This is a genomic window from Gemmatimonadota bacterium, assembly GCA_026706345.1.
GTDB lineage: Bacteria > JAAXHH01 > JAAXHH01 > JAAXHH01 > JAAXHH01 > JAAXHH01.
Map to the genome: position 1 here is coordinate 1 of JAPOYX010000289.1, position 21871 is coordinate 21871.

Annotated in this window: 18 protein-coding genes; 13 read left to right on the top strand and 5 right to left on the bottom strand. The window is 62.2% G+C overall.

What is annotated here, in order from left to right; genetic code table 11:
- Positions 1–2135: malate synthase G (locus OXG98_20020; protein ID MCY3774298.1), on the bottom strand; the 2135-nt coding region annotated here is incomplete at its 3' end.
- A gap of 56 nt (positions 2136–2191) precedes the next feature.
- Here OXG98_20020 and OXG98_20025 point away from each other — a divergent pair.
- Positions 2192–3043, top strand: a complete 852-nt coding sequence (locus OXG98_20025; GenBank protein ID MCY3774299.1) for a peptidylprolyl isomerase — start codon at positions 2192–2194, stop codon at positions 3041–3043.
- Positions 3044–3084: 41 nt separating this feature from the next.
- Here the strand turns inward: OXG98_20025 and argS are convergent, their stop codons facing one another.
- Positions 3085–4908, bottom strand: coding sequence for an arginine--tRNA ligase (gene argS, locus OXG98_20030; protein ID MCY3774300.1), 1824 nt, complete (start codon positions 4906–4908; stop codon positions 3085–3087).
- Between the two features lie 72 nt (positions 4909–4980).
- Here argS and OXG98_20035 point away from each other — a divergent pair, with 72 nt between their 5' ends.
- The 7 genes from OXG98_20035 (at position 4981) to OXG98_20065 (ending at position 12891) form a co-directional block, all read left to right on the top strand.
- A complete protein-coding gene (locus tag OXG98_20035) occupies positions 4981–5892 on the top strand; it encodes a LysR family transcriptional regulator (protein ID MCY3774301.1) in 912 nt (303 codons plus the stop codon).
- A gap of 104 nt (positions 5893–5996) precedes the next feature.
- Positions 5997–7589, top strand: coding sequence for an ATP-dependent acyl-CoA ligase (locus tag OXG98_20040; protein ID MCY3774302.1), 1593 nt, complete (start codon positions 5997–5999; stop codon positions 7587–7589).
- 84 nt (positions 7590–7673) lie between these two features.
- Positions 7674–7952: a hypothetical protein gene (locus OXG98_20045; protein MCY3774303.1), complete on the top strand. Its 279-nt coding sequence runs from the start codon at positions 7674–7676 to the stop codon at positions 7950–7952.
- Between the two features lie 11 nt (positions 7953–7963).
- Positions 7964–8299 (top strand): IacB protein, encoded by a 336-nt coding sequence (locus tag OXG98_20050; protein MCY3774304.1) that lies wholly within the window; start codon positions 7964–7966, stop codon positions 8297–8299.
- A complete protein-coding gene (locus tag OXG98_20055; GenBank protein MCY3774305.1) occupies positions 8299–9021 on the top strand; it encodes an SDR family NAD(P)-dependent oxidoreductase in 723 nt (240 codons plus the stop codon). Before OXG98_20050 ends, OXG98_20055 begins: the two co-directional genes overlap by 1 nt.
- Positions 9021–11108, top strand: coding sequence for a hydantoinase/oxoprolinase family protein (locus OXG98_20060; protein ID MCY3774306.1), 2088 nt, complete (start codon positions 9021–9023; stop codon positions 11106–11108). The genes OXG98_20055 and OXG98_20060 overlap by 1 nt, the downstream gene beginning before the upstream one ends.
- Positions 11109–11121: 13 nt before the next feature.
- Complete coding sequence (locus OXG98_20065; protein MCY3774307.1) at positions 11122–12891, top strand: hydantoinase B/oxoprolinase family protein; 1770 nt, start codon at positions 11122–11124, stop codon at positions 12889–12891.
- Positions 12892–12904: 13 nt separating this feature from the next.
- Here OXG98_20065 and OXG98_20070 read toward each other — a convergent pair whose 3' ends face one another.
- The 3 genes from OXG98_20070 to OXG98_20080 form a co-directional block, all read right to left on the bottom strand.
- Complete coding sequence (locus OXG98_20070; protein ID MCY3774308.1) at positions 12905–13888, bottom strand: 4Fe-4S dicluster domain-containing protein; 984 nt, start codon at positions 13886–13888, stop codon at positions 12905–12907.
- Positions 13885–14103 carry a hypothetical protein gene (locus OXG98_20075; GenBank protein MCY3774309.1) on the bottom strand — a complete coding sequence of 73 codons (219 nt, stop codon included), beginning with the start codon at positions 14101–14103 and terminating at the stop codon, positions 13885–13887. Before OXG98_20075 ends, OXG98_20070 begins: the two co-directional genes overlap by 4 nt.
- 75 nt (positions 14104–14178) lie before the next feature.
- Positions 14179–15249, bottom strand: coding sequence for an LLM class flavin-dependent oxidoreductase (locus OXG98_20080; GenBank protein MCY3774310.1), 1071 nt, complete (start codon positions 15247–15249; stop codon positions 14179–14181).
- 234 nt (positions 15250–15483) lie between these two features.
- Here OXG98_20080 and OXG98_20085 point away from each other — a divergent pair, with 234 nt between their 5' ends.
- The 5 genes from OXG98_20085 to OXG98_20105 all read left to right on the top strand — a co-directional run bounded on the left by OXG98_20085 (position 15484) and on the right by OXG98_20105 (position 21859).
- Positions 15484–17652, top strand: coding sequence for a TonB-dependent receptor (locus OXG98_20085; GenBank protein MCY3774311.1), 2169 nt, complete (start codon positions 15484–15486; stop codon positions 17650–17652).
- 115 nt (positions 17653–17767) lie between these two features.
- Positions 17768–18943: an amidohydrolase family protein gene (locus OXG98_20090; GenBank protein ID MCY3774312.1), complete on the top strand. Its 1176-nt coding sequence runs from the start codon at positions 17768–17770 to the stop codon at positions 18941–18943.
- A 111-nt stretch (positions 18944–19054) separates the two neighbouring features.
- Positions 19055–20038: a flippase-like domain-containing protein gene (locus tag OXG98_20095; GenBank protein MCY3774313.1), complete on the top strand. Its 984-nt coding sequence runs from the start codon at positions 19055–19057 to the stop codon at positions 20036–20038.
- A 44-nt stretch (positions 20039–20082) separates the two neighbouring features.
- The gene (locus tag OXG98_20100) at positions 20083–21102 is read left to right on the top strand and encodes a phytoene/squalene synthase family protein (GenBank protein MCY3774314.1); all 1020 of its coding nucleotides are present in this window, start codon (positions 20083–20085) and stop codon (positions 21100–21102) included.
- Between the two features lie 43 nt (positions 21103–21145).
- The gene (locus OXG98_20105; protein ID MCY3774315.1) at positions 21146–21859 is read left to right on the top strand and encodes a hypothetical protein; all 714 of its coding nucleotides are present in this window, start codon (positions 21146–21148) and stop codon (positions 21857–21859) included.
- The last annotated feature ends 12 nt before the right edge of the window (positions 21860–21871 follow it).

Consider the following 21871-nt stretch of genomic DNA (forward strand, 5'->3'; position numbering starts at 1 on the left):
GTGTGCAGCACCCGTTCCGTGTAGCCGTTCGGTTCCTCGCGCCCGCAGAAGACCAGGTCCAGCGCCGCCTGGAACGGGATGCTCCGGTCGAAATCGGGGGCCATATTGACGTAACGGGGGTCTTCGGCATTCTGGTAATCCACCAGCGGCGCCATCTTCCTGAAGGCTTCCACCACCTGGCTCCTGTTCACGAGACCGTGGTGGAGCCAGTTGGCGATGTGCTGGCTGGAGATGCGCAGGGTTGCCCGGTCCTCCATGAGGTTGACGTTGTTCACGTCCGGCACCTTGGAACAACCTATTCCCTGCTCAATCCAGCGCACCACGTAGCCCAGGATGCCCTGGGCATTGTTTTCCAGTTCCCTCCTGATCTCGAAATCGTTGAGCGCGTCCCCGTCAAGCAGGGGGACCGCCAGCAAGTCGTCCGGATCGACCCGCCTCAGCCGGATCAGTTCGCGCTGGCGCGTGCCGACGTTGATACGGTGGTAATGCATGGCATGCAGCGTGGCGGCGGTGGGCGAAGGCACCCAGGCGCTGGTGGCCCCGGCGCGGGGATGGTTCACCTTGACGTCCATCATGGCCGCCATATTGTCCGGTTCGGGCCACATGCCCTTGCCGATCTGCGCATGTCTCGGCAACCCGGTGACCATGCCCGTATCCACGTTCCAGTCTTCATAAGCCAGCAGCCACGGCGCAGTCTTCAACCTGGCCTTGGGCATCATCGGGCCGGCTTCCATGCTGGTATGGATCTCATCGGCGGTGCGGTCGAGAAAACCCGTATTGATGAATATCACCCGGTTCTCCGCGACGCGGATACATTCTTTCAGGTTGACCGTGGTCCTGCGTTCCTCATCCATTATGCCGATCTTGATGGTGAGCCGCTCCAGCCCCAGGGCGTCCTCCACCCGTTCGAACAGTTCCACGGTGGCGGCCGCCTCTTCCGGACCATGCAGTTTCGGCTTGACGATGTAGATGGAGCCGGTGCGGCTGTTCCTGAACCTGCCGTTGCCCAGCAAATCATGTTTTGCCGCCAGCGTGGTCACCATGGCGTCGAGGAACCCCTCCGGTATTTCCCGGCCGCCGGCCGTGGTCACGGCATCGGTGTACATGTGCAGGCCCACGTTACGCAACAGCATCAGGGCGCGGCCCGGCAACGTAAGAGTCCTGCCGCCCGGCGACTTGTACCTGCGGTCCCCGTTCAGGGTGCGCTCAATAACCCCGTCATCCTTCACTACTCTCCGGGTCAGGTCGCCTTTCATCAGGCCCAGCCAGTTGCGGTACACCGCGACCTTGTCGTCCGCGTCCACCGCCGCCACCGAATCCTCGCAATCCATGATGGCGCTGACAGCCGCTTCCAACTGGATGTCGTAAATGCCGGCCAGGTCGTTGCGGCCTATGTAGTAGCCTTCCCCAAGCTTGAGTTCTATGTGCAGGGCATTATGGCGCAACAGGATGCTGTCCGGGTTCTCCGGGTCGCCGGTGTAGCCGGCAAAACGCTCGCGCTTGCCCAGGCCGTGCTCGCTGCCGTCGCCCATAATGCCCACCAACTGGCCCGATTTCACCTTGTACTTCACCACGTAGTCGTGGCTGCCCACGGCCATGGGCGTTGCCCGGTCCAGGAAGCGGCGCGCATATTCTATGACCTTGCGTCCGCGCACGGGATTGTACCTTGCGGTACGCTTGCAGCCTTCGGTCTCCGGGATCACGTCGGTACTGTACAGCGCATCGTACAGGCTGCCCCAGCGGGCGTTCGACGCGTTCAGGGCATAGCGGGAATTATCCACGGGCACCACCAGTTGCGGCCCCGCGATGCGGGTGATCTCGGCGTCGGCGTTGGTGACGCTCACCTTGAAAGGCTCACCCTCGGGCTGGATATATCCAATCTCTTTCAGGAACGCCTTGTACTCCCCGGCCTGGAGCTCCGGGTTGTTCCGGTGCCAGCGGTCGATCTTCTCCTGGAGTTCGTCGCGCCGGTCCAGCAATGCCCGGTTCTTCGGTCCCAGGTCGGCGACGATGCCGGACAGCGCTTTCCAGAACCGGTCCGGTTCGACGCCCGTACCCGGCATGATCTCGTCATTGACCAGGTCGTACAGTTGTCTTGCTATGGAGAGTCCGTGTAATTCGATTCGTTCGTTCATTTTCAGATACTGGTTTTTTTTAGAAAACAGGGTTATACCTCTTATACAATACATCAATGAGAAAGATACTGCATGAGCCCCTGGCACATTTTTTCCTGGCCGGCGGCCTGATTTTCCTCCTGTATGCCCTGGTTGGCCCGGACGACGCCTCCGACCGGCGGATCGTCATTGACAACGGGGTTATAGAGCGCCTGGAGTCCGCCTGGCAACTGCGGACGAACCGGGAACCGGGGCCGGATGAGCTGGACGGCCTGGTAGCCGACTACCTGTATGAAGAACTGTTCTCGAGGGAAGCCAGGGCGCTGGGACTGGAACTGGACGACCCGGTTATCCGGCGCCGGCTGGCGCAGAAAATGAACCTGCTGGCAGAAAGCGCGGCGCAGCAGGCCGAACCCGGGGAGGAGGAACTGCTGGCCTGGTATGAGGCGCATCCTGAACTGTACCGCACGGAAGCCAGGCTCGGGTTCAGACATGTTTATTTCAGCCACGACCGTCCCGGCGGCAGCGCAGCGGATGACGCGGCCGCGCTGTTGTCCCGTCTTGAAGGAACCGATGAAACCGCCGGAAAGGATATGGGGGACGCATTCATGCTGCCCCGCGACTTCACCGACATCGGCCGGTCGCAACTGGGCAGGCTGTTCGGCGATGACTTCGCGTCAAGGCTGTTCACGCTCGGGACCGGGAGCTGGCAGGGGCCGGTCCCGTCCGGATACGGGTACCACCTGGTCTACCTGTACGGGGTGCAGGACGCCGAACCCATCCCGTTCAACGGAAGCAGGGACCGGGTATTGCAGGACTGGCAAAGGAACAGGTACGAACAGACAGAAAAAGCCCTGCTGGAGGAGTTGAAAAGCAGGTACGAGATCATCTACACAAACGAAGCCCTTTTACTCCTGGGGTCAGAGTAAGAATTTCGCCAGAAATTTTACTCTGACCCCTTAATTATTTCTCACATCCTCTCAACCACCTCGATGCCCAGCAACGACAACCCCAGCTCCAGGCGGGCGGCTACGGCCCGGCTCAATACCAGCCGTGTATGCTTCACCTCATCGCCGGCCGTGAGGATGGGGCAGTCTTTCCAGAACCGGCTGTAACAGCCGGCCAGTTCATACAGGTAGCTGCAGATGTTGTGGGACGTCAGTTCCTCCTCGTAACCGGAAAAGAGTTCGGGGAAGGACACTACCTGCACCAGCAGTTCCCGCTCCAGTTCATGGGAAAGGGTAATGGAGCCGGGGTTTTGCGCCAGCGCGTCCCTATCCAGGCCGGATTTGCCGAACAGGCTGGCAATACGGACATAACAGTAGAGGATATAAATGCCCGTGTTGCCCTGGTTGGCGAGCATCTGGTCCCAGTTGAAGGTGTAGTCGGACTCCGGACGCTGTTTCAGGTCCGCGTACTTGAGCGCAGCAATGGTCAGCTTCGCGGCTATCCCGTTCAGTTCATCCCCGCTTATGTCCGGGTTCCTCTCCAGCGTAAGCCTCTCGCTGCGCCGGCGTCCCTCGGCAAGCAAGTCCCTTATCTTTACCGTACCCCCGTCGCGGGTCCTGAACCTGACCTTTTTGGTCTGCCCGTTCTCCGTGACCTCCTGCAGTATCACGCCGTAACCGAGATGTCTTAACGGCACCGCGTCCGGCAACCAGCCCGCCTTCTGCGCCAGCGCCCGGAGCATGCGGAAATGCAACTCCTGGCCGCGGTCGGTCACGACGATGATCTGCTGCGCCTGCAACCTGCCGACCCGGTGCCTGATCCCGGCCAGGTCGGTGGTCGAATAGTTATACCCTTCATCGCTTTTCTGCACGATCACGGGGAGCGGGTCTCCGTCAACGTTATGGAATCCGTCCAGGTAGGCGCACCTGGCGTTATTGTCATTAACCAGCAGGTTCTTTTCCGCCAGTTCACTGACGACCCGGGGCAAATCATCCCGGTAGAAACTCTCCGGACAATCATGGGAGGCATCCAGGCTGACGTTGAACGTCCGGTACAGCCCGTGGCAGTTGCGCAAGGTCTTGTCCATCAGTACCTCCCAGACCGCAAGGGACTCCGGGTTGCCGGCCTGCAGTTCGTTCACTTCCGCGGCGGCCCTGGCCGCAAACTCCTGGCTGTCCGCCTTCAACCGGCTTCCCTTTGCATACAATTCTTCCACCGCCTCCAGCGGCGCGGTCTTCAGCTCATCCAGGCCGGAATCGTATTCCTGCTTGATCATCGCCACCAGCACGCCGAAATTGGCGCCCCAATCCCCGTAATGGTTCTGGCGCAGCACCTCGTGGCCCAGGAATTCCAGCACCCTGGCAATCGAATCGCCGATGACCGTCGAGCGCATGGTGCCCACGTGCAGGTCCTTGGCCAGGTTGGGACTGGAATAGTCCACCACAATGCGCTGCGGGCGCGCCGTCCGCTCCACGCCGCAGCGCGGGTCTGCAAGGGTGCGCGCCAGTTCCGAGAGCAGCGCCGTATCCTTCAGCCGGACGTTGATAAAACCGGGGCCGGCAACCTCAACGGATTCAATGAGGGATCGGGCACTGGCCGTTCCGGCATCTTCCACTGCCGCCGGCTGCGCCATTTCAGCCTGCACCGTTTCGGCAACAGCTTCGGCAATATTGCGCGGGCCGGTCTTCTCCCGCTTCGCCAGTTGCAACGCCAGGTTGGACTGGTAGTCACCGAACTGCTTGTCCTGGCACGGCGCCACCTGGCACTCGAACGCCGGCCCGGAGCCGGGAAAACAGTCCGCAACGGCCATGTTCAATATATGCCTGATCGATTCGATGAAACTCATGTGACTGACGCCATTTCAATCCATACCGTTCCTATTGTACTATGAGTGGCAGCGATCAATACGTAACCCGTTATGTCAGTCACTAACCGCAATGTAAACCTTAACCTGCTCAAGGTGTTTGACGCGGTGATGAGAGAGCGCAACATCACCCGGGCAGCGGAGAGATTGTGCGTATCGCAGCCGGCAATAAGCAATGCCCTCGGCAGTTTGCGCGCGCTGTACGGCGATGAACTGTTCATACGCACGCCCAAGGGCGTCGCGCCCACGGCAAAAGCCCTGGAGATTGCCGATCCCATCCGGGACTCCCTGAAACTGGTTGACAGTACGCTGGAAAGCGATTTCGAGTTTCGTCCCGAGTCCCTGCATCGCGAGTTTACCGTGGCATTGACCGACTACGGCGAACTGCACTTCCTGCCCTACCTGATCAGTGAATTGAACGTCACCGCGCCGGGCGTGGAAGTCACCTGCCTGCCCGAACCCGGCGCAACACTGATGCCCGAGATGAGATCCGGAACGGTCGACCTGGTCTGGGACTGGGTCAGGATCGACGATCCCCAGTTCCATGTGGAACTGGTCTTCGAGGACCGGAGTTACTGCGTGGCCCGTACCGGCCACCCGAAAGTGAACGGCGGCTTGTCCGTGGACGACTTCCTGGAACTGGAATACGTGGCCCTGCGACCCACGCGTACACATATCCCCATGATCGAACGGGAACTCGAAAAACAGGGACTGGAGCGCAAGGTGGTCACCGAGGTGTCGCACCTGCTGGCGATGCCCGGCATAGTCGCCAACACCGACCTGGTAGCCTGCCTGCCTGAACGGCTGGCAAAAATCTACGCCAGGCAAATGGGGCTTGCGATCTGCCCCAACCCGGTGTTCTCGCACCCGGTCCCGGTGTACCAGATGTGGCACAAGCACCTGGACGACGATGCCGGCCACGCCTGGTTGCGCGGCCTGCTCCAGCAGCTTGCGCATAGCGTCTGAAATAGCTTCTGATGATGATTCAATATCACTATATGTGATTAGAATGTCGCCATGAGGATTGCTAGTTTCATAAAACCACGATAGCAATAAGGAACCGGTTTTTTTTGAGCATTCAACAGGCCAGAACATTCCCCTACACCAGCCGGACGCTGCCCGGGATCCTCAAGCGCCAGGCGGCGCGTTACGGGGACAAGCCTTTGATAGCCTCGCCGGCCCGTCCAATCGCCTATGCCGAAGCGCCGGATATCGCCGCGTGCTGCGCGGGAAGGCTCGCGGCTGCCGGCGTGAAGGCCGGGGACCGCATCGTCGCGTACCTGTCGAACAGCATGGAATTTATCGAGCTCTGGTTCGGCGCGGCCTGGCTGGGCGCCGTGCTCACGCCCGTCAATACCGCGTTCCGCGGCGCGCAGCTACGCCACGCCCTGGCCCTGGTTGACCCCGTGCTCATCGTCACCGAACGCGAACAGCTTGCGTACCTGGCCGCCCCGGAGATTATGCCGGCATCCGGCGCACGGGTCTGGGTTACCGACTGCGCGGGCGGCGCGGAGCCGGATCACGGCCTGGAGGCCGGTCCCGTACCGGCGTTCGGGGCGCCCGTTGCCGCCCATGAGGCGCAGCCGGGGGACACGGCAGCCATCCTGTTCACTTCCGGCACCAGCGGACCGTCCAAGGGCGTGATCTGCCCCCATGCCCAGTTCTTCTGGTGGGGCGTGCTGACCGGCGAGGCCCTGGAGATCACGCCGGACGACGTGCTGTTCACCGCCCTGCCGCTGTTTCATACCAATGCCCTGAATACCATCTGGCAGGCCTTGCTGGCCGGCGCCACCTATGCGTTCGAACGGAGGTTCTCCGCGTCGCGGTTCTGGTCCCAGGCAAGGCAGGCCGGCGCAACCGTCACCTACCTGCTGGGGGCGATGGTGCACATCCTGCTCAAACAAGCGCCGGGACCAGCCGACCGGGCGCACCGGGTACGCATCTGCCTGTCGCCGGCAACATCAAGGGAACTCGTGGAGCAGTTCCGCCGGCGCTTCGGCATTCGGTCTGTCGACGGCTACGGATCCACGGAGACCAACCTGGTCATGTCGAACGCGCTGAACGGCTACGCGCCGGGGACCATGGGCCGCGCCCACCCCGGTTTCGAGGTGCGGATAGTCGATGAAAACGACTGCGAAGTCCCCGCCGGCGCGCCCGGAGAACTGCTGGTGCGCCACACCGAACCGCACAGCATGGCCGGCGGGTATTTCGGCAATCCCGAGGCGACCGCGGACGCCTGGCGCAACCAGTGGTTCCATACCGGCGACCGGGTGATGCGCGACGAACAGGGGATCTACCACTATCTCGACCGCATCAAGGACGCCATCAGGCGGCGCGGCGAAAATATATCGTCCTGGGAGGTGGAACAGGCGCTGCTGTCCCACCCGGACGTGGAGAACGCCGCCGCCATCGGTGTCCCCGCCGAGGTGGGTGAAGAAGACGTCATGGCGTTCATCGTCCCGCGCCGCGGCTGCAGGCCGCAGCCGGACGCCGTGACCCGGTTCCTTGAAGACCGGCTGGCACGGTTCGCCATCCCGCGCTACCTGGAATTCGTGGACGAACTGCCGATGACGGAGAACGGAAAAGTAAAAAAGTATATGCTAAGGGAATGGGGAGTAGGGGCTAAGACATGGGATCGCGATCGATGGACGGGGTCAGAGTAAAATCATGACTATCGTGGTCTATGGCAGGAATCGAGATGATTTTACTCTGACCCCACGATCAGACAAAAACAGGAGGGCATGAAAATGACCCGTGATGAATTTGCAGAACGAATACACTGGCCGGTTATCATCTGGAGCATGGGCATAATCAACGTGTCGGCGATGCTCCCGCAACTGGTAAGACTGGTTCAGACCCAGGTGACCGAGGGCCTGGCTATCCAGATGTTCGTCATTTACGCGGCGGTGCAGGCTGCTTTCGCCGTGGAAGGCTATTTCAAACGCAGCACCGTGCTGATGATCTGCATGACGTTGAGCGCCATAATCAGCGTGACGGTGATCGCATTGATAATCGCCTATAGATAAGGAGCAAGGCAATGATACGAGTTCTGGTTTGCGCCGGGGTACAGCCGGCATTTTTCGAGGCTACGGCCGACGAGCGCAGGTACGTGTTCGACAAGTGCCGGGAAGTGTTCGGCAGCTGGAAGGAGCGCTACGGCATAGAAGTGCTCTCATCAATGGACGACGATCAAATCCAGATAGGACCGACATTCGGCTATCCGTGGACGTTTTACGTGATGTGCGACGCCCCCAGCCATGAAGTCATGATAGACGTCGTCGATCAACTGCGGCGCGGAGACAAGCCGCTGTTCAAATATATCAAGGTGGACGTGCGCATGGGCCGCCCCCTGTCCGACCTGGGGTTGCCGTAATGGCCGACCTAGCAGGACGCGTCGCCCTGGTTACCGGCGCCGCACGGGGTCTCGGCCTGCACGTCGCCGCGGAACTTGCGCGCGCGGGAATGAAGATCGCAGGCCTTGATACCCGCAAGGAAGAACTGGAAGCGGCCCTTGAAGACCTGCAAAACCGCTACGGCGTAGCGACCCTGCCGCTGCCCGCAAGCGTCGCCTCCGAGCAGGACGTCATCAGCGCCGTGGATCAGACCGTGGTGACCTTCGGCCGCATACATGCGCTCGTAAACAACGCCGGCATCCGCATGGTGGCGCCCGTGTGGGAGACCGACACGGAAACCTGGGACGGCATGATGGCCGTCAACCTGCGCGGCGAATTTCTCTGCACCCGGGAAGTGCTGCGGCAAAGCATGCTGGAGCACGATGAGGGCCGGCTCATCTTCATCTCCTCCATAGCGGGCCGGCGCGGCGCCCCGCACAGTTGCGCCTACAGCGCCACCAAGTGGGGCATCCTGGGTCTCGCCCATTCCACGGCGCAGGACCTGAAGGACACATCCATCAGGGTGACCGCGATCACGCCGGGGCGCATCGAGACTCCCATGGCGCACGAGTCCGAACAATGGGACCCGGAACGGGGCTGGCTGGGCCCCGATGCGGTGGCGCGCGCGGTCGCCTTCTGCCTGAGCCAGGACCCGGACACCATCATCCCCGAATTCCACCTGCACCACCAGGCTGAGTTGTAATGGCGGCCCGCCTGACCTTCGCGGCAGACACCGGCGGCACTTTTACGGACCTGGTCGTCAACAGCGCCGGCGGCGCGGCGCGCCTGTACAAGCGCCCCACCACGCCGGCCGACCCGGTGATCGGCCTGTTCGATACGCTCGGCGCGGCAGCGGACGACATGAACAGTTCCGTCACGGACCTGCTGGAACGCAGCGACCTGTTCGTGTTCGGCACCACCCTGGCAACCAACGCCATCGTCACCAGCAGTACCGCCCGCACCGCGCTGCTTATCTCCGAGGGCCACCCGGACATCCTGCTGCTGCGCGAGGGCGGCGGGCGCCGCACCCTGTTCGACTACAGCCAGGAGTACCCGGAACCCTATATCCCGCGGGCGCTGACGTTCGAGATCCGCGAACGCCTTTCCGCGGAAGGCGAAGTGCTCACCGCGCTGGATGAACGGCAGGTGCTGGAAGTGATCGCCCGCCTGCGCGAGAGTGGGGTTGAAGCCGTCGCCGTGTGCCTGTTGTGGTCGATAATCAACGACGAACATGAGACCCGGATCGGCGAACTGCTCGCCGGGGAGTTGCCGGACGTGCCCTATACCCTGTCCAGCCGGCTCAACCCATCGGTTCGCGAATACCGGCGCGCCTCGTCGACCGCCATAGACGCCTCGCTGAAACCGCTGATGAGCCGTTTCTTCCGCCACCTGGAAGAAGAACTGAGGAGCAACGGCTTTACCGGGCGGCTGCTGATCATGACGTCATCCGGCGGCGTGCTCGATGCAGGGCACGTGGCGGAGACCCCCATCCATTCCATCGGGTCGGGGCCGGCCGGGGCGCCGGTCGCCGGGCGGCATTTTGCCGCGCTGGACGGCGGAGGAATGACGACGGCCATCGTCACCGACGCCGGCGGCACTACTTTCGACGTCAGCGTGCTGCGCGGCGGCGAGATCCCGACGACGCGCGAGACCATGGTCGGCGACCAGAAGGCCGGCTACATCACCGGTTTTCCGTCCGTGGACGTGCGCAGCGTCGGCGCCGGCGGCGGCAGCATCGCCTGGGTGGACTCGGGCGGCATGTTGCACGTCGGGCCCATCAGCGCGGGGGCCGATCCCGGTCCTGCCTGTTACAAACGCGGCGGCGACCGGCCGACGGTGACCGACGCCTGTCTCGTGCTGGGGTACCTGGACCCGGATTACTTCCTGGGCGGCGAGATTGAAGTGGCAATCGAACCGGCCGCCGATGTTATCACCCGCCACGTTGTAGAACCGCTGGGGCTGAACCTGAACGAGGCAGCTTCCGCGATCCTGACCCTGGCGACGGAACGCATGGTCACCGCCATCGAGGAAATCACCCTCAACCAGGGCATCGACCCGCGCCAGGGACTGCTGATCGGCGGGGGCGGGGGCGGGGGTCTTTACTGTACCGGCATCGCGCACCGGCTCGGCTGTTGGCCGGTGCTGATCCCCAGCGCTTCCGCGGCGCTGAGCGCCACCGGCGCAATGCTGTCGGACCTGCGCGCCACCTACACCGCGACCGAACTCATGTCCGCCAGGGTATTCGACCGTGAACGGGCCAATGCCGTGCTGGACGGCCTGCACGCCCAGTGCCGGGAGTTCTGCGACGGACCGGGCGCCGGTTCGATTCGTTCCGAAATCAGTTTCTCCGTGGAAGCCCGTTACCAGGAACAGGTGTGGGAAATCGAAGTGCCGCTGGCGCGCCCGGAATTCAACTCCGATGAGGATATCACCGCCCTGGTGGAGAGCTTCCACGACACCCATGACGCGCTGTTCGCGGTACGCGACACGGGCTCGGACGTAGAGGTATTGACCTGGGTGGCGCACGTCAGTTGCGCCCTGCAGGATGCGGATGCCCTGAAACCGCCTTCGGCGCCGGGGCGAAGCGGCGCAGGAGGCACACGCAAGGCCTATTTCCCGGTCCAGGGCGTCATCGACACGCCGGTATACCAGGTGCAGGACCTGGAAACAGGGCGCCGTTACCCCGGTCCGTTGCTGGTCGAGTCGCCGGTAACGACACTGGTGGTCGATGCCCGGTCGGAGGTGGCTCGCAGCGCCAACGAATCCCTGCTGATTTATCCCCTGGAGTGAAGAGAGCCCATCGATGAACAGAAAAACCAGTATTCTTGACGGGCACCAGCTCGCACTGCTGAACAACCGTTTCGACGGCATCGTGCGGGCGATGACCAATACCCTGTTGCGTACCGCCCGTTCCGCCATCCTGAACACGGCGCGGGACTTTTCCTGCTGTATCCTGACCGCCGATCATGAGATGCTGGCCATGGCCGAGAGCCTGCCGATCCACGTCATGAGCGGCCCGGACCTGATGGCGCAATGGATGGTGCGCTTCAACCCGGAACTCAGGCGCGGCGACGCCTTCCTGCACAACTCTCCCTACCACGGAAATTCCCATGCGGCCGACTGGACCATACTCGTCCCGGTCATGGATGACTCCGGCCGGCACCGCTTCACCGTCATCGCCAAGGCGCACCTGGCCGATTGCGGGAACGCGATACCCACCACCTACTCGGCGGCGGCGCGGGACGTTTACGAAGAAGGCGCGCTGATATTTCCCTGCGTGAAGGTACAGGAAGACTACCGGGACCGGGAGGACGTGCTGCGCATGGCGCAGGTCCGGATCCGGGTGCCCGAGCTGTGGCACGGCGACTTCCTCGCCCTGCTGGGCGCGGTCCGGATCGGCGAACGCAAACTGCTGGAACTGCTGCAGGAGATGGACGGGGAAGAACTCGCCGCATACCCTGCCGAATGGTTCGATTACAGCGAGCGCCTGATGATCGATGCGATCCGGCGCCTGCCCTCGGGGGAAACGACCACCTCCGGCTGGCACGATCCTATCCCGGGCGCCTTGCCGGACGGTCTTGAAGTGAGGGCGCATCTCAAGGTCGACAGCGACGCCGCGCGCATCGAGGTGGACCTGACCGACAACCCGGATTGCCAGCCCTGCGGCCTGAACCTGACCGAATCGACCGCGCGCACCGCGGCGATGATGGGCGTGTTCACCGGGCTGGGCTCCGTGGTGCCGTCCAACGCGGGCAGCTTCCGCCGCCTGCGCGTGCACCTGCGCGAGAACTGCGTGGTCGGGATTCCGAAACACCCGTACAGTTGCTCGGTGGCGACCACCAACCTCTCCGAACTGCTCGCCAACTGCGTGGTACGCGCCCTTGCCGGACTCGGTGACGGCCACGGCATGGCCGCGACGGGCAAGGCCTCGCCGGCGGCCACGGCGGTGATATCGGGCACCGACAACCGTCCCGGGCGCGGACCGTTCGTGAACCAGTTGTGGCTCGGCTTCACGGCCGGGGCCGCCGGACCCGTTGCCGACGGCTGGCTGACCATCCTCGGACTGGGCGCCGCCGGGTTCCTGCGCCGCGACAGCATCGAGATACTGGAAATGAAATATCCCGTGCTGATCCACTCCGAACACATCCTGCGCGACAGCGAGGGCGCCGGACGCTACTGTGGCTCACCGGCCCTGCAGGTCGAGTTCGGCTCGCTGGACTGTGAACTCACGGCCGTGTGGCTGAGCGAGGGCACCAATTACGAGGCCATCGGCGTGCAGGGCGGGGAAAACGGTTGCCTGGCGCGCCAGTACGTGCGCTACAGCGAAGGAGAAGTGTCGGATCCACTGGGCACCTATGAACAGGTCACGGTCAAACCGGGAGAACGCGTCGTCTCGATAGGCAGCGGCGGGGCCGGTTACGGACCACCCGGAACACGCGATCCCGACCGGGTCGCCCGCGACGTACAGCGCGGCTGGGTATCACCGGAACGGGCGCGGGAAACCTACCGGGTGGCGCTCAATGAAGACGGCGCCATCGACGCGGCGCAAACCGCGGCGCTGCGTAACGGCTGATACCCACCCCTCGTCAGGCCGGCGCCTGCCTTTCTTTTTTATCCCTCTTCGCCAACAGCATCTGCGACAGCTTCGGCCCGCGGCCCGGTTCCGACCAGGGACAGACTTCTATGCAGATCGCGCAACCGAAAGTCGTGCTGAAATAAGGCACGCACTTGTCGAAATCCACGTACCAGCGGTATTCGCCGCGTACCCATTGCTTGTCATCGAGGATGGCGTCCGGCGGGCAATCGATGGTGCAGCGCCGGCACCCCAGGCACAGGTCATCCACCCCGATATCAACGGGTCCGTCCAGACTGAGAGGGATGTCAGTGGCAACGGCAGACAGGCGGAAGTTGGAGCCGTATTCCTTCGAGATCATCGAGCCGTGCTTGCCCAACTCGCCCAGGCCGGCGCGGACCGCCATGGGTATCTGCAATGCTTCCGTGCTGCGCGGGTCGCCGTAAGCGTGGGCCGGCCAGCCCATGGCGCGTATGTATTCGGCCAGTTCGACGGCCACCCGGGCCACCTCCCCGTACACGCGCTGGACCTCCAGCCCGGAGCGTTCGTGGGGAACGTGCAGCATCTCCTCCCGGCGCATGGGGATGCCGATACAGATGGCGTACTTGTACTTCAACTCCATGTCACCGTAGAGGTCGTTGGGTTCCATTTCGGTAATCCCGACAATGCCCGCGCCCAGTTCCTGCGCCTTTTGCTTCAATTTCCGGGCCATCTCAACCGGATCATCCACTTCAACCCGGCGTTTTGCGACCGGCCCGGCGCACCGGCGCATCAGCCAGCGGTTCCTGAGGGCCTGGAGCATGATCGACCAGGAATTGTTCATCAGGAAAAAGTCGTTCATGCCGGTCCAGGGCAACTCCCTGATCCAGGTGGCATGGAACACCCGCCTGGGGCGCACCTTCTCCTTCAGGCCCCGGCCGTTGATGTCATTGCCGGAAACGGGCCGGGCCTGGTAGGCCGGCAGGTTTTCCGCCGAAGGCGTGTCGTACAGCTTCACAGCTTCCCCCCCGGCGGCGTAAACCGGTCCACGTAATAGCGCCTGCCCTCCTCCCGGAAACGCCTGAATTCCGACCGGACCTTGCCGGCCCTGGTCCACATCACGATGGTATTGAGGAGATACACCAGGAGACGCGCGTCACGTTTCAGCCGCCGGAAAAAACCGGCTTCCTCGAGATAAAACTGCTCGGCAAATGTCTTGTATCGGTTCCCCATGGCGGCACCTGCCATACTCCGTTATGGTTATGGAAACTCTTGCTTAATCAGGGGCTCCTTCAGGCCGTTATCCGGTCACTTCAAGGAGCAGAGTCTCGTCACACGCGGCATGACTTCCTCTGCGAAACGCCGCATCTCCCGCTCGAACGGCTGGAATTCGAGCAGGATTATTTCAACACCGGCATTATGGAAGGCGGTGATGCGTCTTGCAACTTCATCGTAGGAGCCGGTGAACCCGCAACCGGTGCCGTTGCCGACGCCTATCCCCGGCGCCTTGGCTATCACCTTGGAGGTGACGACTTCCGGGTCGGCATTCCTGTGCAGCGCCTCATAGACTTCCCTGTCCTTTTCACGGAGTTCGAAGGCATAAGCCAGCGCCTCCTCTGCCTCGGACTGTGTCGGACGGGCAAAAGGAAAAGCTGAAACCCCGTAGCTGAGCGGCGTACCGTTGCGCGGGCGCTTGCGCATGCCGTTAATCTTCCCGGCGACATCTTCCAGCGGTTGCCCGAACATGAACCAGGTGTCGCACAACTCGACAGTGAGGTTAAGCGCCGCCTCCGACTCGCCGCCCGAGTAAAGTAAAGGTCGCGGCCGCCACTTCGATGCGGGTTTGAACTGGTAGCCATCCAGCTTGAAGTTGTCCCCGTCCACGGTCACCCGTTCACCTGATATGAGCTTCCTGACAACGCGCAGCCATTCACCACCATAGGTGTAGCGTTCGTCGTGTGGCGGGAAAGGAATCCCCGCTTTGCGGAACTCAGGGAGATACCACGCGTTGACGAAATTGAGTGAAAAACGTCCCTGGCTGATCTCTTCCAGTTGCAGCGCCATTTTCGCCAGCACCGCCGGGTGGAACAGGTATGGTTTGATTGCCGCGATAATTTCGATATCTTTCGTGATTGCTGCGAGCGCCCCGCAGGAAGTCAGGGTCTCCAGTTGATCGAAGTCATCTCCAAAGGGGTTGATGATGTGCTGGGCAACCAGCACGGAGTCTATGCCGAGAGCTTCAGCTTCCAGCACCAGATCCCGGTTACGCGCCCATGATGCGTCAGGCGGGTCCTCCGGATGGTGGAGTGATGCAGCAGTACCGTAAACAACTGCCCAGATGCCGAACCGGGGGCCAATGCGTTTCATTGCTGAAGTCATAGACTGCTTCTGCTTCGTAATGCTTTATGTTATCAAGCGCGCATAACTTAAACAATTGTCACGAACCGGCGCAGACTGTTAACCCGAGACCGCGGGGACCAGAACCGGCGCTCCGGTCAAGCTGCAATAATAAGCCCGGATGATATAGCTGTATTCATTATTCTGATTACTTTTTGTCCCGAAACTTTTCTATACTTCCTGATTCGTATATGGGGGAAAATCGGGAGCAAGCCTATGAAAACAACACTCGTTCGGCTGTTCATTACCTGTCTTGTCGCATCACTCGTCCCAGTCCATGCCGCCACGGTCCTCGAAGAAGTCGTTGTCACTGCGCAAAAACGCGAGCAGAGCCTGCAGGACGTCGCCATTTCGATCACCGCGCTGGACAGCGGGCAAATACGGGATTTCCGCTTCGTCGCCAGTACCGACGTGGTCGCCCAGGCCCCGAACGTGTACAACTTCTCGACCCAGGGACGGGGCGCCAACTCCGCCACCTATATCCGGGGTATCGGCCTGAGCGATTTCGGCGACGCCCATGAAACCCCGGTCGCCGGGTATGTCGACGAGTTCTACATGCTGCCGCCCGCGGGACTGGATTTCGCGCTGTACGACCTGGAGCGGGTCGAAGTGCTGCGCGGGCCGCAGGGCACCCTGTTCGGGAGGAACACCACCGGCGGGCTCATCCACTTCATCACGAAAAAACCGACGCGCGAAGCCGAGGGCTACGTCGACGCCACCTACGCATCCTACGATGAGGTGCGGATCGAGGGAATGATCAACGCGCCTGCCACCGAAAACCTGGCAGTGCGCGCCTCGCTCCTTTACCACGACAGCGACGGCTACGTGAAAAACCTGAACCCGGAGTTCAAGGACGGCACCGATTACGGCACCAAGACCGGGCGCGTGCAACTGCTGTATACGCCGACCGAAGACATCTCGATACTGGCCAAGGTGCAGTACGGCGATATCAACGTGATCCCCTTGTATACCGACCATGAAATCGCCTACCTCGACCCCGCTACCGGACTGCAGCACCTGGACCTGGACGGGGTCGACACGTTCGGGTTCAACGAGCGCCAGGTCGGGGCGGAGAAACCCCGTACCGTGTACACCGACAACCCCCAGGTGGTGGAATCCGAGGTATTCAACTGGCTGGTCAGGGTGGATTGGGACATGCCCAACAACATCACCCTCACCTCGCTCACCGGCTACGCCTGGGTAACCCGGGACAATCTTGAGGACTGCGACGGCGCGCCCCACAACATGTGCACCGCGGGGTTCCCGGTGGATCAGCATATCTGGACCCAGGAAGCCAGGTTGTTCCAGGATAACGAGAATTTCCGCTGGACCGCGGGTTTCTATTACCTGAACCAGGATGCCGAGGCGCATCCCACCGCCGCATTTTTCGGCTTCCCGGCAGCCCTCGATGCCCCGTGGGAACTGAACCTCGATTCGTGGTCGATCTTCGGCCATATCGAATACGATATTTCGCCGCAGGTGGCAGTCCTGGCCGGGGTCCGCTATACCAACGACAACAAGAAATATGAAGCGGTCAACACATTTTTCGGTATGTTCCGCAATGCAGCAGGTAATTTTGTCGAGGAAAACGTCGGCGACCTGGTCAACCGCACCGATGAACTGGTCTCGGCAAACCTTGAACTCCACTTCAAGCCCACGGAGAACTGGCTGATCTACGGCAAGGTCGTGCGCGGAACCAAGGCCGGCGGCTTCAACAACGGCTTTTACAATGTCCCCACACCGGAGGACGTCCAGTTCGGGGACGAGACCCTCTGGGCTTATGAAGGCGGCTTCAAGATCGACATCCTCGATCGCCGTGCGCGGGTGAACACGGCCGTCTTCTATTACGATTACAACGATTTCCAGGCATTCAACTGGACCGGGCTGGCCGGGTCGGTAACCAACGCCGATGCGGAGAACTACGGCGCAGAGATCGAGATACAGGCCAATCCCACGGAGCCTCTCGAACTCTCACTGGGCGTCGCCCTGCTGGAGACGAACCTCAAGGATATCAACAACGGCACCATCACCAGGAACGTGGACATGGGTTTCGCGCCGAACGTCGCGTTCAACGGGTCGGCGAGTTTCACCCAGCCGATGATGGACGGCACCATCACCCTGCACTGGGATTTCATGTGGTCGGACAACCAGTTTCGGGACAACTTCAACAACCCGTCCTCCGACATGGGCGAGCACTTCGTCACCAACGCCCGCCTGACCTACGCGCCCGGCAACGGCAGGTGGGAGGCGAGTTTCTTCGCCCAGAACTTCACGGACGAGACCAACCTGATCAAGGCGGACGGATTTCTCGGTTTCAAATTCCGCCAGGGCGTGTACAACCCGCCGCGCTGGTTCGGGGGAACGATACGGGTGAACTTCCTGTAGAAATTTGAGAAATTTCCTTGCAGTAATACTCGCATGCCTGCCGGCGGCAGGCGCTGGCCTTGCAGTAGCGGCGCAACAGGCTGAAAGCCCGGCGCGGATATTCATCGACGGCGGCATGCTCATAGACGGCAGCGGATCGGAGCCCGAAGAAAACCCCGGAATCCTTATTGAGGGAGAGCGGATACGCAGCCTCGGCGGGGAGGCAGCCGGTGAACCCGGCACGGAGGTTATCTCCGCAGCCGGGAAATGGGTCCTGCCCGGCCTGTTCGACCTGCACGTCCACGTCACTTTCATGCTGGACGGCCCCAGGCGCCTGGATGACGACATCGTCAACGCGATCCGCTCGGAACGGTTCCTGGAACGCTACCAGGAAATCGGCGTTACCACGGTGCGCGACGTGGGGGCGCGCGAATGGATCGGGTATTCGTTGAAACGTACCCAGCGCGCCGGCCTGATGGGCGGGGCGCGCTACTACACCTCGGGTCCTATTATCACCGTCACGGGCGGCCATGGATCGGAGTTTCAGCCGCTGCATCCCCCCCTCTGGGCGGTGGAAGCCGACGGACCCTGGGAACTGCGGGAACGGGTACGGGAAGCGATCAAGCTGGAAGCCGACCTGATAAAAGTCGCCCCGTTCCTGACGCAGGAGGAAATGGCCGCGGTAGTCGATGAGGCACACATCTACCACCTGCGGGTCACCGCCCACATCGGCGGCACCCATGATCTTGACAAGCAGTCGGGCCGCATCGCGGTAGAGGCCGGCGTGGACAGCACCGAACACATGTATCCCTATGGCGGCCCGGACGTGATCAACGCCATGGTGGAGAAAGGCATCTACGTCATACCGACACTGGGTTTTCACCTGCGCGAGCTGAATGACGAATACGCCGCCAACGCGGAGAAGCAGAGCGCCGGGTGGTTATCGGAAAACCTGGGGCACACCTACGAGACCATGATGGCCCAGTTCCGCGAGATGAAGGCGGCCGGGGTGCGCTTCGCGGTCGGGACGGACTCCAACGTAAAAGACCTGGAAACCATCGACAAGCTTTACCTGCAGGAACTGCAGGCCTTCCACACGGCAGGCATGAGCAACGATGAAATCATCCAGGCGGCGACGCTGCGCGCCGCGGAGGCCATGGGTCTCGATGATGAACTGGGCAGTATCACCGCCGGAAAGCGCGCCGACCTTATCCTGCTCAGCGCCGACCCGCTGCAGGACATCAGCGCCCTGGTCTACCCGGAACTGGTGATCCAGGACGGCAAGGTTGTCTGCTGCGGGCAACGCAGGTAATACCCACATTCGCTGAAAAAGGCCCGGGCGTTTACTTGTTATATGCCGGCCCCGGACATATACTTGGCCGGCATATTTTCAAGTCTGCAACTACCTCTATCACGAACTCCCATGCGCTTTCTGACACAAATCGGTCTTGTCCTCGGGCTGGGGCTGCTCATCGGCCTGCTGGTCTGGCAGGGCTTCATGGAGGTGCTGCAACTCCTGCTGGATTCGGGCTGGTACCTGCTGTTGCTGCCCCTGGCCTGGTTCCCGACACTGCTGCCGGCGGCGCAGGGCTGGCGGCATTTGTTCAGGGCCGATCAAAAGCCCACGTTCAGCCATGCGCTGGTGGCGCTGTGGATGGGGCGCGCGGTCAACAACCTGCTGCCGGTGGCGTCTATCGGCGGGGAGGTGGTGAAGGCCAGGCTGCTGGCGATCTGGGGCGCCGGCGGGGCGCACGCCGCGGCCTCGGTGATGGCGGACAAGACGGTGCAGGCCCTGGCGCTGGCCTGCTGGGCGCTGGTCGGTGTCCTGCTGTTGTTGTTCCTGCCCGGCGCCGGCGACCTGGTCCCGTACGCGATCGCCGCCATCCTGTTCCTGCTGTTCAGCGCCGCCGGCCTCATTATCATCCAGCGCCTCGGTATGCTGGGCGCCCTGGCGAAACTGGCCGGCAGGCTGGTAAAGCACGAAGCCTGGGAGGGCGTGAAGTTCTCCGCAACCGAAGCGGACCGGCTGGTGCGGGAGTTGTACGGCAACAAGCGCAAAATCCTGCTCGCCACGCTGTACCGGCTGGCCGCGCTGGCGCTGCACACCTTCGAACTGTGGCTGGCATGCTACCTGCTGGGACAACCCATAACCGTGCTCGAAGCCCTGCTGCTGCGCAGCCTGACGGCCACCCTCAGCGATATCGCGTTCATCATCCCCAACGCCTACGGCGTGCAGGAAGGCGCGTTCATACTCATCGGCGCCCTGGTCGGTTTCGACCCCGGCTTCTCCCTGGCCGTGTCCCTGTCCCTGCGCATCCGCGACCTGGTATTCGACCCGGCGGGGCTGCTCACCCTGCAACAGGTGGAGAGCCGGCGTTATTTCAGGAAAAATCCAGGACACCCATAAATACCCTTGCCATCGCCTCCGATACTTGGCATATTCGCGGGGTGATGAATTCACCCGCGCCGGCAGACCTTACCTACCAGGATGAAATTCTCCAGGGCGTCTCGCGCACTTTTGCCCTGACCATTCCGCAGCTCCCGGATGCCCTGGAACAGGTGGTCGGCAACGCCTACCTGTTGTGCCGCATCGCCGACACCATCGAGGACGACAAGCACCTGCCCTATGCCGACAAGCGGGAATTCTCCGAGCGGTTCATCAAGGTGGTGAACGGCGGGGAGGACGCGCAGCAGTTCGCCGGGGACCTTTTCCCGCGGCTGTCACCGACTGCGACCGCTGACGAACACGACCTGATACGGAATACCCCCGCGGTCATCCGCATCACCCACAGCTTCAACGAGCGCCAGCAGGCGGCGCTGCAGCGCTGTATCAGGATCATGGCCGACGGCATGTCCCGGTACCAGGAGGCGGACGTGACGAAGGGCCTGAAAGACCAGCAGGACATGGACAACTACTGTTATTACGTGGCGGGCGTCGTGGGCGAGATGCTCACCGAGCTGTTCTGCGACTATTCCAGCGCCATCGATCAAAACCACGATGAGCTGATGCAACTGGCGGTCTCGTTCGGCCAGGGCCTGCAGATGACCAACATCCTCAAGGACATCTGGGACGACCAGAAACGCGATATGTGCTGGCTGCCGCAATCGGTGCTGGAGAGCTACGGCGTGTCCCTGGACGGCGCCCCCCTGCGCAACGGCAGGGAATTCCAGCAGGCTCTGGGGCACCTTATCGGCGTCGCCCGCATGCACCTGGGCAACGCGTTGAAGTACACGCTGCTGCTGCCCGGCAACGAGACCGGGATCAGGCGCTTCTGCCTGTGGGCGCTGGGCATGGCGGTGCTGACCTTGCGCAACATCAACAGGCGCCGCGGCTTCACTTCCGGGGACGAGGTCAAGATCTCGCGCCGCTCCGTCCGGGCGACGATTATTTCCACGAACCTGCTCACCCGTCACGACTTCATGCTGAGATGGCTGTTCAACCGGCTCGCGGCGGGATTGCCCGCGGCTTGAGCGGATGTACCGGGGACGGACTTAAGTCCGTCCCTGATTCATCATGGACAAGCTCGGCATAATCTGCGCACTCCATTCCGAGGCGCGCTGCTTCACGTCCGGGGAACTGCCGGCGCAACAGCCTGTCGAACTCAATGAGAAGGCGCTGCTGATCGTGTCCGGCATGGGCCGGGAACGGGCGCGGCAGGCAGGGCAGAAGCTGGCCGAGGCGGGCGCGGACTGCCTGGTTGGTTTCGGTACCGCAGGCGCATTGGCCCCCGCGCTCCGGCCGGGGGACCTGGTGCTTGCGGCAGAAGTCCATGAAGCAGGAAGAAACTTCACCGTGAACGCCGGCCTGACCGAATCGGTGATGAAGTGGTTGTCCCGCAATGGCTTCACCGTTCATAACGGGCCGCTGGCCTGCGCGGCGCAACCGGTTGCAACCGTTGAGGACAAGCAGGAAGTGTTCGCTCAGACCGGGGCCATGGCTGTCGACATGGAAAGCGGCGGTGTGTTCGACGCGGCTCGGCGCAACGGCCTGCCGGCGTTCGTCCTGCGCGTCATTATCGATGCCGCGCATGTCGCGCTGCCGGATGCCGTGCTGCAGCGGGTCGATGAGTTCGGCGAGATCGATACGCGGGGGCTGGCTCTCGACCTGGCAAGGTCGCCCGCACAAATTCCGGCAGTCATACGCCTGGCCTGCGCCGCGCGCCGCGCCGACAGGACCATGAAGCGAGTCGCCGGACTTGTCAAAAACGCCGAAGTAGTTTATAAATAACGTTTTTTAAGC

Excerpts from the sequence above, each read along its gene's own strand:
- OXG98_20025 (MCY3774299.1), top strand. The coding sequence starts at position 2,192 with ATGAGAAAGATACTGCATGAGCCCCTGGCACATTTTTTCCTGGCCGGC.
- argS (MCY3774300.1), bottom strand. The coding sequence starts at position 4,908 with ATGAGTTTCATCGAATCGATCAGGCATATATTGAACATGGCCGTTGCG.
- OXG98_20035 (MCY3774301.1), top strand. The coding sequence starts at position 4,981 with ATGTCAGTCACTAACCGCAATGTAAACCTTAACCTGCTCAAGGTGTTT.
- OXG98_20045 (MCY3774303.1), top strand. The coding sequence starts at position 7,674 with ATGACCCGTGATGAATTTGCAGAACGAATACACTGGCCGGTTATCATC.
- OXG98_20050 (MCY3774304.1), top strand. The coding sequence starts at position 7,964 with ATGATACGAGTTCTGGTTTGCGCCGGGGTACAGCCGGCATTTTTCGAG.
- OXG98_20055 (MCY3774305.1), top strand. The coding sequence starts at position 8,299 with ATGGCCGACCTAGCAGGACGCGTCGCCCTGGTTACCGGCGCCGCACGG.
- OXG98_20060 (MCY3774306.1), top strand. The coding sequence starts at position 9,021 with ATGGCGGCCCGCCTGACCTTCGCGGCAGACACCGGCGGCACTTTTACG.
- OXG98_20065 (MCY3774307.1), top strand. The coding sequence starts at position 11,122 with ATGAACAGAAAAACCAGTATTCTTGACGGGCACCAGCTCGCACTGCTG.
- OXG98_20075 (MCY3774309.1), bottom strand. The coding sequence starts at position 14,103 with ATGGGGAACCGATACAAGACATTTGCCGAGCAGTTTTATCTCGAGGAA.
- OXG98_20080 (MCY3774310.1), bottom strand. The coding sequence starts at position 15,249 with ATGACTTCAGCAATGAAACGCATTGGCCCCCGGTTCGGCATCTGGGCA.
- OXG98_20085 (MCY3774311.1), top strand. The coding sequence starts at position 15,484 with ATGAAAACAACACTCGTTCGGCTGTTCATTACCTGTCTTGTCGCATCA.
- OXG98_20090 (MCY3774312.1), top strand. The coding sequence starts at position 17,768 with ATGCTCATAGACGGCAGCGGATCGGAGCCCGAAGAAAACCCCGGAATC.
- OXG98_20095 (MCY3774313.1), top strand. The coding sequence starts at position 19,055 with ATGCGCTTTCTGACACAAATCGGTCTTGTCCTCGGGCTGGGGCTGCTC.
- OXG98_20100 (MCY3774314.1), top strand. The coding sequence starts at position 20,083 with ATGAATTCACCCGCGCCGGCAGACCTTACCTACCAGGATGAAATTCTC.
- OXG98_20105 (MCY3774315.1), top strand. The coding sequence starts at position 21,146 with ATGGACAAGCTCGGCATAATCTGCGCACTCCATTCCGAGGCGCGCTGC.